This is a genomic window from Thiohalocapsa halophila (assembly GCF_016583825.1).
Classification (GTDB): Bacteria; Pseudomonadota; Gammaproteobacteria; order Chromatiales; family Chromatiaceae; genus Thiohalocapsa; species Thiohalocapsa halophila.
The window spans coordinates 1-11,460 of the sequence record NZ_NRRV01000102.1 but is presented as its reverse complement, the minus strand read 5'-3'; the positions used below and the strand labels follow the sequence as shown (position 1 = coordinate 11,460).

Sequence of the window (11,460 nt, the reverse complement as noted above, 5' to 3'; positions counted from 1 at the left end):
CCCCGGAGCCGACCAGGGCCGACCAGGGCGCGCCGGCGGGGCTCGTCAGGCTCGCAGGTCGGGCTGAGGAGCGGAGCCCGACCTTTTGCTACTCGCCGATATTCCCTAGCGACGGCGTGAGGCGCCGGCGCTCGATCAGTGAGGAGGCATCAGGGCGCTGATGCCGTTGGCGCGCAAGTACTGGCCGAGGCGTTTGTCCATGTCGAGCACATGGCCCATGAACCACTGCTTCAGCGCTTCGAGATCGGCGAGGCGCAGGTGCTCGTCACCGCGGGCGGTAATGTCGCGCACCAGCGCCGTGTACTCGGCGAGCATCAGTGCATGCTCGCCGGCGTGCTCGGCGGTGTCGGGGTAGTGGGTCACGCGCATCAGCGCCTCTTCGCGCTGGAAGTGCTCGCGCGCGCGCTCGTGCAGGACTTCCAGCCAATAGTGCAGCGCCGAGGGCGCGCCCGCGGTGCGTGGCGCCTGCGCGATGGCGCCGTCGAGGCCGTCGCGCTCGCCGAAGCGCAGCGCGATGTGGTTCACGACGGCTGCTATGGCGCGTCGGTCTCGGTCGAGTGCGTCGATGCCGACACACCATTGCTCGCGCCAGCGGAAGAAGGGCGCCCGCGGCGCGGCGTCGGGCGCTGCTTGCTGGGTAAGGGCTTGTTGGGAGGCAGTGTGGGTGGCGCTCGGGGCTGGTCCATAATCGGACAAGGCGTTCAGAAATGCCATGGACGGACTCCGGTTGGGGGCGTGCGCGGGCGCGGGCCGCGGCGGCTGGCCGATGACCGCCGACGGTCCGCTCTTACCCGTGCGCCCGGAGCTGTTCGCTATGGGAAAAGTGTAATCTAGATTGTGGTTTTTACCAAGGTTGATCCGTGCACCTTTGGTCGGGCGATGGAAAGATTCCGACCCCGGGTTGGTCACACCCGGGCACATCCCCCATTTGCACAACATTGACACGCACAGGCGCGGCGTTGTGCAGTGCCCAAGATCCATTGCCCACACTCCCCCTTCGGAGGGCATGCCATGAACACCAAAGACGTCCTCGACGCCTTCGAGATGCTGGATACCTGGGAGGCCCGTTACGAGCTCATCGGCGACCTGAGCCGGGAGCTGCTGCCGGTGGCCGAAAGCGAGAAGACCGACGCGAATCTGGTCAAGGGCTGTAACACCCAAACCTGGCTCACCGGCAATCTCACCGACGATGATCCGCCCTTGATCGAATACCGCGCCGATGCCGAGACACCCCTGGTGCGCGGCCTGGTGGCGCTGCTGTTGGTGCCCTTCCAGCGTAAGAGCCCGGAGGCGGTGCTGGAAACCGACCCGCGCCCCTATATCGCCGGGATCGGTCTCGCCGAGCACCTGAGTGCCAATCGCCGTGCGGGCATGGAGCACTTCATCGAGCGGGTGTTCCAGATCGCCCAGCATTTGCGGCGCCAGTGAGGACGGGGTGAGGACCGGGTGAGGACCGGCTTGGGCCGCTGCACTCGGGGCCTCTCCTTGATCCGGCTGGGATTGCGGCACCCAGGTCGAGGCCGATACGAGCCTGCCGCTGACAGATGCGCTAGCGCGCGCTCGGCGCCGGCGCCGTCGTGCCCGGCGCAGACAGCGGCGCGTGCATGGGCAGTCTCCCGCAGCTCTGAGCCTGCGAGACTCGGGCAGGATGGCGCTATTTTCGCGGTGCCGTGCGCTCAGGGCAGCAGCAATGAGCGGTCCCCGCCGGCAGCGGGACGGCGGCCGTCACCGGCGGTGTCGCGATGATCCGGGGCAGTCGGGCCCAGCCAGTCGGGGGTGAAAGCGGCGGTGCAATGGCAGCGCCCGCCCGGGCCGAAGCGCCGGCGGCGCGCGTCCTCGCAGCTGGGCGCATCGGCGTAGGGCCCGATGAGCTCAGGGCGCAGGGTATCGGCGGCAGGTGGATGGATATGGCAGACGCCGGCTGTGGCCCAGGGCGCCGCGAGCAGCGCCATCGACACCGCGGCCCCCGCCAGATGGCGCGCCCCCGGCGCCTGCCAGCGGCCCGGGCTCAGCTTTCTTCCTCATAGGGGCTGACCCGCACCGCGTCGATGCGGTAACCGGCGTTGCCCAGGTCGTCGGTGAACTGCTCGACGTGCATCGTCCCTTCCACCCAGACGGTGTCGAAGAGCTCGCCGCGGTAAGCGCCGTCCTCGGTGGTGACGACATAAACCGTCTGGTTCGGCGGCGGCGGCGGCACATGGATACAGGCGCCGAAGTAGGGCACCAGCAGGAATTCGCGGATCTCCGTCGCGTCCGTCGTCAGCGGCACCACGAAGCCCGGCAGCTTCACGCTGTGGCCGTCCAGCTGCGGCACCACCGGCGCCTGCGCCCACAGGGCCTCCAGCTTGTCCATCAGGGCATCGGCGCGCGGGTCGTCGTCGTCGATATTGTCGACGTTGTATTCCTCGAAGAGCTTGTCTGGGCGCCAGTCCGCCGGGATCAGGTCATCCCATTCCAGCTCCGGCCCGTCGGCCAGTGCCGCCGGCTGCGGCGTGGCCGCCAGCTCTTCGGGCGTGAGATCACCACCGCCGCTGTCGCCGGCATCGGCGTCGGAGCCCTGGGTGTCACCGCCATCGCCGCAGCCGGCGAGGGCGAGGACGAGCGACAGGAGCAAAAGGGCGGGCGCCCTGCGGCGCGGGCAGCGGTGAGCGTTCATCGGCGGCTCCGGAAGATCAAGCAACTCTTAGTCCAAGCCAAATGGGGGCAACCGACGGCATCCGCGAGCACCCGACACAGATGCGTAGGCCGCAGGCCATAGGGTGGAGAAGCGCCGTAGGGTGGACAAGCGAAGCGCAGTCCACCCGAGCCTGACGCAGGGGCGCGCTACACGCGGATGGACAGCCCGTCGGTCAGCGACATCCGGTACGCCCGCCAGCCGGGCAGCACGCCCGCCAGCACCCCGGCGCTGAGCACCGCCGCCAGCAGCAGCCATTCGCGCAGGCTCGGGGCGCCGATGGCGATGAAAAGCCCCAGCTCGGACGCCAGCACCGGCTGCGCCGCCGCCAGCAGCAGATACAGCAGCCCGACGCCGGCGGTGACGCCGAGCAGGGTCAGGAAGGTGGCCTCGCCGACGATCAGCGCCATCACCTGCGCCGGCCGCGCGCCGACGGAGCGCAGGATGGCCATCTCCCGCCGGCGCTCGTTCAGCCCGATCAGCAGCGCCGTCACCATGCCGATGAGCCCCACCAGCACCACGCAGGCGGAGACCACCAGCAGGGCGTTCTCGGCGACACCGAGCAGCGACCACAGCTCCGCCAGCGCCACTCCCGGCAGAATCGCCAGCAGGGGCTCTTGCGGGTAGTCGTTGACCCAGCGCTGCACGCCGAAGGTGGCGATGCGCGAGTCCAGGCCCACCAGCACGGCCGTGATGGCCTCGGGTGTGAGGTCCATGGCGCGCACGCGCTCGGCGCTCACCTCGATCCCCGGCGTCGGGGCGCCGCCGCGCCACCCGACATGGACGGCCTCGATGGCGTTCAGGCTCACGTGCACGGTGCGGTCCACCGGCGTGCCGGTGCGCGCCAGGATGCCCGCCACGCGGAAGGGCTTGTCATCGTGGCGGGCGAAGGCGACGTCGCCGGCGCCATGGGCGATGGTGATCTGCTCGCCGACCTCATAGCCGAGCTGCTCGGCCACCTCGGCCCCGAGCACGGCATCGAAAAGATCGTCGAGCCAGGCACCTTGGGCCACCGCCAGCGGCTGATCGCGGCCGTAGCGATAGTGCTCCAGATACGCATCCATGGTCCCGAGCACGCGGAAGCCGCGGTGGGAGTCCCCCAGCGACAGCGGCACCGTCCAGGCCACCCTGGGCTGGGCGGCGAGGTCCTGGTAGCTCTCCCAGGAGATATTGTTGGTGGCGTTGCCGATGCGAAACACCGAGTACAGCAGCAGCTGCACCGGCCCGCTGCGGGCGCCGACGATGAGATCGGTGCCGCTGATGGTGCTCGCGAAGCTCGCGCGCGTTTCCGTGCGCAGCCGCTCGACCCCCACCAGCAGCGCGACACTCAGCGCGATGGACGCGAGCGTCAGCAGCGCCGTGGCGCGGCGGTTCAGCAGGCTCTTCAGTGCCAGGGACAGGATGGCCATGGGGCGCTCGTCGCGGCGGCGCTGAGACGACAGGGCAGACGCGGAGGCTGGCTCCGGGCTGCTCGGGCGCGCCGGCTCAAGTCTTGGTGTCGGCGCCGACGGTGTCGGCACGGGCCAGGCTGGGCAGCTCCTCGCCCAGTCCCAGCGCCTGGCGCATGAATGCCTTCTTGAGCGGCCCGAGCTGGTCCGCGGTGAGGAGCCCCAGGTTGCGCGCCGCCACCAGCGGCGGGATGCGGTTGCCGAAGGCGCGCTTGAAGGCGTCCATGGCCGTGAGCATGAGCAGATTGTCGCCGCGCCGGGCGCGCTCGTAGCGGCGCAGGGTCGCAAGCCCGCCGATGTCGCGCTTGTGGCTGCGGGCGTGCTCCAGGGCATCGCTCAGGGCGGCGATGTCGAGAAAGCCCAGGTTCACGCCCTGGCCCGCCAGCGGGTGGATGGCATGGGCCGCATCCCCCACCAGCGCCGCCCGCGGGCGCACATAGCTCTTGGCGTACTGCATCTGCAGCGGGAAGGCGGCGCGCGGCCCGACAGACAGAATCGGCCCCAGGCGCTCCTGGAAGGCGCGCTCCAGCTCGGTGATGAAGGCGGCATCGTCCATGGCGAGCAGCTCCTCGGCGCGGCCCTCGTCGGCGGACCACACGATGGAGCAGCGCCCGTCCGCCAGCGGCAGGAAGGCCAGCGGCCCCGTGGGCAGGAAGCGCTGCCACGCGGTCTCCCGGTGCCAGTGGGCGGGCTCCAGGTTGCAGACGATGGCGCGCTGATCATAGCCCCAGCCGCCGGTGGCGATGCCGAGCACGGTGCGCACCAGGGAGTCGCGGCCGTCGGCGCCCACCACAAGCTTGGCATCCAGCTCGGTGCCGTCCGCGAGCACCACGCGGGCCCCGGCCTCGCTGATGCTGAGCACCTCCACCTGGGTGGGGCACAGCAGCGTGACCTCGTCGGCGGCCTCCAAAAGCTCCCACAGCGCAAGCCGTGTGACCCGGTTCTCGACGATGTGCCCGAGGTCCGGTTCGCCGAGCTCCGCGCTGTCGAAGTGGATGGAGGCGCCGCCGACGGCGTCCCACACGTGCATCTCGCGGTAGACGCTCACCCCCAGCTCGACCATGCGCGGCCAGGCGCCGAGGCGCTCGAGGATGCGCTGGCTCGCCCGGCTCAGCGCCGACACCCGCAGGTCCACCTCGCCGGCCGGCCAGTCGCGCGCCGGCGGCGCACCGTCGAGCACGGCGATGCGCCAGCCCCGGCCGCGGCATGCGCAGGCCAGCGCGGCGCCGACCATGCCGCCGCCGAGGATGATGATGTCGAACTGCGTGGATTCCTGAGACATGTGTGTTGGTCGGGGCGTGCGTTCTTGGGTGGGGCTTAGCGCTGGGGGCTGAGGGCTGAGGGTTGAGGGCTGAGGGCTGGAGGCGCGCCTCGGCCCTCAGCCCTCGGTCCTAGCGCGAAGCGGCCGGTAAGCCGCGGGCGAGCCGCGGCAGGCGCCCGCCGAGGCCCATGAAGCGCCGGGCCAGTGCATGCCGGGCCGTGGGGCAGAGGTCCAGCGCCAGCATGCCTGCATCGCGGGCGGCGCGCACCGGCGGAAAGGGGTTCACGAAGAGCCTGGCCAGCGTGTCGGTGACCAGGGCGACGGTGCGCTGGTCGGGGCCGCGGCGCCGGCGGTAGCCGTTCAACACCGCAGGCCCCCCGGGGTCGCGGCCGGTGAGCTGCGCGGTGACCAGCAGATCGGCGAGCTCGGCGACGTCGCGCAGCCCCAGATTGAAGCCCTGGCCCGCCACCGGGTGCAGGGTGTGCGCGGCATTGCCCACCAGGGCCACCCGCGGGCGGGTGATCTGCTTGGCGAGCACCAGGCGCAGCGGATAGGCGATGCGCCGACCGGGCTTGGTCAGGGCGCCCAGGCGGCGGCCGAAGCGCTGCTGCAGCTCCGCGATGAAGGCGTCGTCGTCCAGCGCCAGGATGGTCGGTGTGTCGCGCTCGTGCGCGGTCCAGACCACGGACCAGCGCCCGCCGGTCATGGGCAGCATGGCGAGCGGGCCGGAATCCGTGAAGCGCTCGTAGGCGACACCGGGTCGCGGCGACTCGGGCGTCACCGTGGAGATGATGGCGTTGTAGCCGTAGGCGTGCTCGCGCACGCCGAGCTTGAGGCGCTTTCTGACCCCGGAGTCGCCGCCGTCCGCGGCCACCACCAGGCGCGTGCGCAGCAGCTGGGAGACGCCGGCGACGGCGACCTCCAGGTCCGCGTGGTGCTGCTGGATGCGCAGCCCGCCGAGGCGCGCCGGGCGCAGCAGGTCGACGCCGCCGGCTGCGGCCAGGCAGCCCTCGATGGCCGCGCCGATGGCTCGCGCCGGAGCGACATAGCCCAGCGCCGGCACGCCTTCGTCGTCGGCGTCCAGATGGGCGAAGCCGAAGTGCCCGCGGTCGGAGACGTGCACCCGGCGGATGGGCTCGGCGGCGTCCGCCAGCGCCGGCCAGATGCCGAGGCCCTCGAAGATACGGCGGCTCGCCAGCGACAGGGCGATGACCCGCTCGTCGTACTGTGCCGGCGGCGGGCCGGCGGCGGCTGCGCCCTTGGGCGCCTGGGCCGTGGCGGCCTCCACCACGGCCACCCGCAGGCCGCTGCCGGCCAGGGCGCAGGCCAGGCTGCCGCCGACCAGGCCGCCGCCGACGATGACCAGATCGTAGTCCTGCATGCTCAGGTCTCCTCGCTGGCGCCGGCGCGCGCCGGCGACACTCTCGCACGGGCTCCGGCACCGGCTCCGGCAGCTTCAGGGGCTCCGGCCATCAGGCGCTCGATGGCGTCCACGTCCTTGGGCACGTCGCGGGAGAGCACCTCGTGGCCGTCTTCGGTCACCAGCACGTCGTCTTCGATGCGGATGCCGATACCGCGGTACTCCGCCGGCACCTCGGCAACCGGCGCCACGTAGAGGCCTGGCTCCACGGTCATGACCATGCCGGGCTCCAGCGCGCGCCACTTGCCGTTTTGCTTGTAGGCGCCGACGTCGTGCACGTCCATGCCGAGCCAGTGGCCGGTGCGGTGCATGTAGAAGGGCTTGTACTTCTCGTCTTTGATGAGCTGGGGGACGTCCTCGCGGCTGCCCTCGATGAAGCCCAGGTCCACCAGCCCGCGCGTGAGCACCTTGAGCGCCGCCTTGTGCGGGGCGTTCCAACGCTTGCCGGGCTTGACCGCCGCGATGGCCGCGCGCTGGGCGGCGAGCACCAGCTCGTAGAGGGTGCGCTGTGGTGCGCTGAAGCGCCCGCTCACCGGGAAGGTGCGGGTGATGTCCGAGGCATAGCCGTCCAGCTCGCAGCCCGCGTCCACCAACACCAGGTCGCCGTCTGCGAGCACGGCGGCGTTGTCGATGTAGTGCAGCACACAGGCGTTCGAGCCGCCGCCGACGATGGGCGGATAGGCCTGAAAGCGGGCTCCCTGCTCGGCACAGGCGTGCAGGAAGGTGGCCTCCAGCTGCTGCTCGCGCAGGCCGGGCCGGCAGGTCTGCATGAGCCGGCGATGGGCAGCGGCGGAGATGCTTGCGGCACGGCGCATGGTGGTGAGCTCGCCCTTCTCTTTGATGAGCCGGCGCTCGTGCAGCAGGGTGTCTGAGCTGACCAGCTCCGTCGGCGCGCTCACGCCCTTGCGGGCCTGGGCGCGCACGGCCCGCAGCCAGCCCATGACCTTGAGGTCGAAGTCCGCATCCAGGCCCAGGGGATAGTGTACCCGCTTGCGGTCCGCCAGCAGCTCCGGGAGCTTCTCCTCCAGCTCCGAGAGCGGATGGGCCGCATCGGCGCCGAAGTGCTCTACGGCACCCTCGGTGCCGAAGCGGTGGCCGTCCCAGACTTCGCGCTCCGGGTCCTTGGGCCGGCAGAAGAGCACGAGCTCGCCATCCTTGTGCTTGGGCGCCAGCACGGCGACGGCGTCGGGCTCCGGAAAGCCCGTGAGCCAGGCGAAATCGCTGCTCTGGCGGAAGGGGTAGTGCACGTCGCGGTTGCGGGTCACCTCGTGGGCCGCCGGCACCACGAGCACGCCCTCCGGGCCGATGGCGCGGGCCAGCTCGCGGCGGCGGCGGCGCAGTGCCTTGGCGGTCTTGGGGCGGAGGACGGTTGACTCAGCCATGACGCGCCGGTGTGTCTTGCTCACGCAGCAACAGGGCCGCCACCCGCAGGAATTCCAACACTTCGGTGAGGGCGTCTTCGTTCTCCGTGGTCTCCTCGATGTCGTCGAGGTCCATGCGGGTGACCTCCATCAGGTCGTCGAAGACCTCGCGCGTCTCCGGTGCCAGCCGCGACTGATCCAGGTTGGCGATGCCGAGGCCGTAGAGCAGGCCGCGGGTCCAGCCGTGCACGGCGGTGGCCCGCTCGCCGAGCGGCCGGTCGTCCGCCGGCAGCAGGGGATGAAAGGCCTGCTCGGTGTCGGCGAGCGACGCCTCCGTGGCCGCCGCCAGGGCGTCCAGCGCCGCGCGGCGGGAGTCGGCGTCGACATCCGTCCGGCCGGTGTCGGCGGCGGGCAGGAGCTCGGCGAGCCAGCGCTCGCGCGGCGCATCGGCGCCGCTGGCGAGCAGGCCGCAGTAGATGCCATGGGCCTCGGCGGCGGTGCAGGACAGGGCGCTCGGCGCGAGCAGGCGCTCGAGCTCGTCGTGGTCCGGGACGGCGGGGGCGGGGATGCCGCCGTCGGCAGGGTCTGGGTTTTGGATCATCGGAACAGGGCTTGGCTGCGGTTTGGCTTGCATTATGACGGTTTGGGCATCCTGTCAGCGAGCGCCGCGACAGCGGGCCGGGGCGTTGCGGCGTCAATTGACCCGCCGCCGGCCCGATCATATAGTGCCGCGGCAGCGAAACAACGGCTTGCGGCTGGCCCCGGGTGTCATGGCTGAATTCGATCTCGATCGGTTAGAACAACAGGTGGAGCATTTGCTCCGCCAGCTCGAGCGGCTGCGCGACGAGAACGCCTCGCTGCGCGCGAGCCAGGAGCACCTCGTCGCCGAGCGGGCCGAGCTGATCGAAAAGACGGAGCTTGCTCGCAGTAAGGTGGAGGCGATGGTGTCCCGGCTGAAGTCGATGGAGGAGCAACTGTGAGCGACCAATCTATTCCGGTGACCGTGCAGATCCTGGATAAGGACTATCGCATCGCCTGTACGCCGGGCGACGAGCAGGGGCTGATGGAGTCCGCGCGGCTGCTGGACAAGCGCATGCGCGAAGTGCGCCAGAACGGGCGGGTCATCGGCGCCGACCGCATCGCCGTGATGGCCGCGCTCAACGTCATCTACGAGCTCCAGCAGCGCAGCGCCGCGGCAGCGCTGGATACTGAGCGCCTGGCACGCCTGCAAGAGCGCCTCGACAGCGCGCTGGGCACGGGCGATGCGACGGCCGGGGTGGACGACTCAGGCAAATCCGTATAGCCTGTCTCTCAAGACATCCCCTGCGGTATCCGACAGCGGCCCGGGTATTTTCTTGAGCCTAATCCGTACCCTGGGGACGCGCAGCGGCAGCCGGTGTGCAAGTCCGCCCTGAGCGGAAAGCCTGAGGTCGCCGTCTTGCGTCCCCCCTTGAACCGCTTGGTTCAAGAACGAGGGCTGCATCGCTACAGGTGGGGGATGTCTCTTCCCATTCCGATTTCCGGCCGGCTCCGGCCTGTGGCATCTCTCAGTTGAGTGGCCGCCTTCTAGGGCGCCTGCGTTGGCATTAAGTCGCGCCCGCTCGTGCGGCCTGCGACAGACGCTCGGTGGGGCGACTGATTCCGCCTGTATCTCGGCGACCCCACGCCCCCGGTGAATGTGTCGGCCCGAGGCCGCTGCCGGCTGCATCCTCTGTTGTGATCCTTTTCCGTGAGCGCCCCCGAAGACAGCCCCCGCGCGCTGCGCCGTCGCCTGCGTGCCGCCCGCCGCGGCCTTGACCGACGAGCGCAGCAGGCCAACGCCCGCGCCATCGTCCGCCATCTGGTGCGCGCCCACGTCCTGCGCGGTGCCAAGCGCATTGCCCTCTATGTCGCCGCCGACGGCGAGCCGGACGTCTGGGAGCTGCTGGAGCGCATGCCGGCGCGTGGCCGGCGCTGGTACCTACCCGTGCTGCGCGGCCATGCGCGAGGCCGGCTGTGGCTCGTGCGCCATCGGCCCGGCGAGCCCCTGCGCCCCAACCGCTTCGGCATCCCGGAGCCCGTACGCCGGCGCCGGCACATCCAGCCGGTGCATGCGCTGGACTTGATGCTGCTGCCCCTGGTGGGCTTCGACGCCCAATGCAACCGCCTTGGCATGGGCGCCGGCTTCTACGACCGCAGCCTGGCAAGCCTGCGCCGTCGCCGGCACTGGCGCCGACCGCTCCTGGTCGGCATCGCCCACGAGTGCCAGCGCGTCGACCAGCTAACACCGCAGCCCTGGGACGTGCCCCTGGACGCGGTCGTCACCGAGGCCGGTGTTTACAGGGGCGAGGGGCGAGGGGCGAGTGGCGAGTGGCGAGGGGCTAGGGACTAGGCCGCGCCCGCCATATTACTCCCGTGGGAGCGGCCTCTGGCCGCGACATGCAGCGCCCCGGGCTCGGATCGCGGCAGGGATGCCGCTCCCACGAGCCCGGCCGCCGTGGGAGCGGCCCCTGGCCGCGACATGCAGCGCCCCGGAGCCGGATCGCGGCAAGGATGCCGCTCCCACGAGCCCGGCCGCCGTGGGAGCGGCCTCTGGCCGCGAGATGCAGCGCCCCGGGCTCGGATCGCGGCGAGGATGCCGCTCCCACGGGCGCGGCCGCCCTGGGAGCGGCCTCTGGCCGCGACATGCAGCGCCCCGGAGCCGGATCGCGGCAAGGATGCCGCTCCCACGGGCGTTGGCCGCCGTGGGAGCGGCCTCTGGCCGCGACATGCAGCGCCCCCGGGCTCGGCTCGCGGCAAGGATGCCGCTCCCACGGGCGTTGGCTGCCGTGGGAGCGGCCTCTGGCCGCGACAATGCAGCGCCTCGGGCCGGATCGCGGCAAGGATGCCGCTCCCACGGGCTCGGCCGCTGTGGGAGCGGCCTCTGGCCGCGACATGCAGCGCTCTGGGGCTCGGATCGCGGCAAGGATGCCGCTCCCACGGGCGCGGCCGCCGTGGGAGCGGCCTCTGGCCGCGACAATGCAACGCGCCGAAGCTCGGATCGCGGCAGGGATGCCGCTCCCACGGGCGTTGGCCGTCGTGGGAGCGGCCTCTGGCCGCGACATGCAGCGCCTGGGGCTCGGCTCGCGGCAGGGATGCCGCTCCCACGGGCTCGGCACTTCGGGATGCACCTAAGAGCACCAGCCCCGCCTTCCGGACCGCTCAGGGGGATGGTTCACATGCCAGAGGGCCATTACGGACAGCATCCGACGGTCGCTGGGTAGCGTAGTCGCTTAGCTCGAGCATATTAGGCTCGTCCCAGCCCCCAGCCCCCAGCC

General features: G+C 71.2%; 12 protein-coding genes and 1 other RNA gene. 5 read left to right on the top strand and 8 right to left on the bottom strand.

What is annotated here, in order from left to right:
- Window positions 1–135 precede the first annotated feature (135 nt).
- On the bottom strand, window positions 136–714 hold the full coding sequence (locus tag CKO31_RS23875) for a bacteriohemerythrin (protein ID WP_200242646.1): 579 nt from the start codon (window positions 712–714) through the stop codon (window positions 136–138).
- A 297-nt stretch (window positions 715–1,011) separates the two neighbouring features.
- Between CKO31_RS23875 and CKO31_RS23870 the strand changes: the two genes are divergently transcribed.
- The gene (locus CKO31_RS23870; RefSeq protein WP_200242645.1) at window positions 1,012–1,428 is read left to right on the top strand and encodes a SufE family protein; all 417 of its coding nucleotides are present in this window, start codon (window positions 1,012–1,014) and stop codon (window positions 1,426–1,428) included.
- Window positions 1,429–1,676: 248 nt separating this feature from the next.
- Here the strand turns inward: CKO31_RS23870 and CKO31_RS23865 are convergent, their stop codons facing one another.
- The 7 genes from CKO31_RS23865 to CKO31_RS23835 all read right to left on the bottom strand — a co-directional run bounded on the left by CKO31_RS23865 (window position 1,677) and on the right by CKO31_RS23835 (window position 8,765).
- The gene (locus CKO31_RS23865; RefSeq protein WP_200242643.1) at window positions 1,677–1,952 is read right to left on the bottom strand and encodes a hypothetical protein; all 276 of its coding nucleotides are present in this window, start codon (window positions 1,950–1,952) and stop codon (window positions 1,677–1,679) included.
- 56 nt (window positions 1,953–2,008) lie between these two features.
- A complete protein-coding gene (locus tag CKO31_RS23860; RefSeq protein WP_242475632.1) occupies window positions 2,009–2,614 on the bottom strand; it encodes a DUF3299 domain-containing protein in 606 nt (201 codons plus the stop codon).
- Window positions 2,615–2,823: 209 nt separating this feature from the next.
- Window positions 2,824–4,083 (bottom strand): ABC transporter permease, encoded by a 1,260-nt coding sequence (locus CKO31_RS23855; protein ID WP_200242639.1) that lies wholly within the window; start codon window positions 4,081–4,083, stop codon window positions 2,824–2,826.
- 76 nt (window positions 4,084–4,159) lie between these two features.
- A complete protein-coding gene (locus CKO31_RS23850; RefSeq protein ID WP_200242637.1) occupies window positions 4,160–5,404 on the bottom strand; it encodes a UbiH/UbiF/VisC/COQ6 family ubiquinone biosynthesis hydroxylase in 1,245 nt (414 codons plus the stop codon).
- A gap of 109 nt (window positions 5,405–5,513) precedes the next feature.
- Window positions 5,514–6,764, bottom strand: coding sequence for a 2-octaprenyl-6-methoxyphenyl hydroxylase (gene ubiH, locus CKO31_RS23845; protein ID WP_200242634.1), 1,251 nt, complete (start codon window positions 6,762–6,764; stop codon window positions 5,514–5,516).
- 2 nt (window positions 6,765–6,766) lie between these two features.
- On the bottom strand, window positions 6,767–8,185 hold the full coding sequence (gene pepP, locus CKO31_RS23840) for a Xaa-Pro aminopeptidase (protein WP_200242632.1): 1,419 nt from the start codon (window positions 8,183–8,185) through the stop codon (window positions 6,767–6,769).
- Complete coding sequence (locus CKO31_RS23835; RefSeq protein WP_200242629.1) at window positions 8,178–8,765, bottom strand: UPF0149 family protein; 588 nt, start codon at window positions 8,763–8,765, stop codon at window positions 8,178–8,180. Before CKO31_RS23835 ends, pepP begins: the two co-directional genes overlap by 8 nt.
- A 169-nt stretch (window positions 8,766–8,934) precedes the next feature.
- Between CKO31_RS23835 and CKO31_RS23830 the strand changes: the two genes are divergently transcribed.
- The 4 genes from CKO31_RS23830 to CKO31_RS23815 all read left to right on the top strand — a co-directional run bounded on the left by CKO31_RS23830 (window position 8,935) and on the right by CKO31_RS23815 (window position 10,535).
- The gene (locus CKO31_RS23830; protein ID WP_200242626.1) at window positions 8,935–9,144 is read left to right on the top strand and encodes a TIGR02449 family protein; all 210 of its coding nucleotides are present in this window, start codon (window positions 8,935–8,937) and stop codon (window positions 9,142–9,144) included.
- Complete coding sequence (locus CKO31_RS23825; protein ID WP_200242623.1) at window positions 9,141–9,467, top strand: cell division protein ZapA; 327 nt, start codon at window positions 9,141–9,143, stop codon at window positions 9,465–9,467. Before CKO31_RS23830 ends, CKO31_RS23825 begins: the two co-directional genes overlap by 4 nt.
- A gap of 14 nt (window positions 9,468–9,481) precedes the next feature.
- A non-coding RNA gene (gene ssrS, locus CKO31_RS23820) (6S RNA) lies at window positions 9,482–9,666 on the top strand.
- Between the two features lie 227 nt (window positions 9,667–9,893).
- Window positions 9,894–10,535 (top strand): 5-formyltetrahydrofolate cyclo-ligase, encoded by a 642-nt coding sequence (locus CKO31_RS23815; protein WP_200242620.1) that lies wholly within the window; start codon window positions 9,894–9,896, stop codon window positions 10,533–10,535.
- Window positions 10,536–11,460: the final 925 nt, after the last annotated feature.

Excerpts from the sequence above, each read along its gene's own strand:
- CKO31_RS23830 (WP_200242626.1), top strand. The coding sequence starts at position 8,935 with ATGGCTGAATTCGATCTCGATCGGTTAGAACAACAGGTGGAGCATTTG.
- ubiH (WP_200242634.1), bottom strand. The coding sequence starts at position 6,764 with ATGCAGGACTACGATCTGGTCATCGTCGGCGGCGGCCTGGTCGGCGGC.
- CKO31_RS23850 (WP_200242637.1), bottom strand. The coding sequence starts at position 5,404 with ATGTCTCAGGAATCCACGCAGTTCGACATCATCATCCTCGGCGGCGGC.
- CKO31_RS23855 (WP_200242639.1), bottom strand. The coding sequence starts at position 4,083 with ATGGCCATCCTGTCCCTGGCACTGAAGAGCCTGCTGAACCGCCGCGCC.
- CKO31_RS23865 (WP_200242643.1), bottom strand. The coding sequence starts at position 1,952 with ATGGCGCTGCTCGCGGCGCCCTGGGCCACAGCCGGCGTCTGCCATATC.
- CKO31_RS23835 (WP_200242629.1), bottom strand. The coding sequence starts at position 8,765 with ATGATCCAAAACCCAGACCCTGCCGACGGCGGCATCCCCGCCCCCGCC.
- CKO31_RS23870 (WP_200242645.1), top strand. The coding sequence starts at position 1,012 with ATGAACACCAAAGACGTCCTCGACGCCTTCGAGATGCTGGATACCTGG.
- pepP (WP_200242632.1), bottom strand. The coding sequence starts at position 8,185 with ATGGCTGAGTCAACCGTCCTCCGCCCCAAGACCGCCAAGGCACTGCGC.
- CKO31_RS23875 (WP_200242646.1), bottom strand. The coding sequence starts at position 714 with ATGGCATTTCTGAACGCCTTGTCCGATTATGGACCAGCCCCGAGCGCC.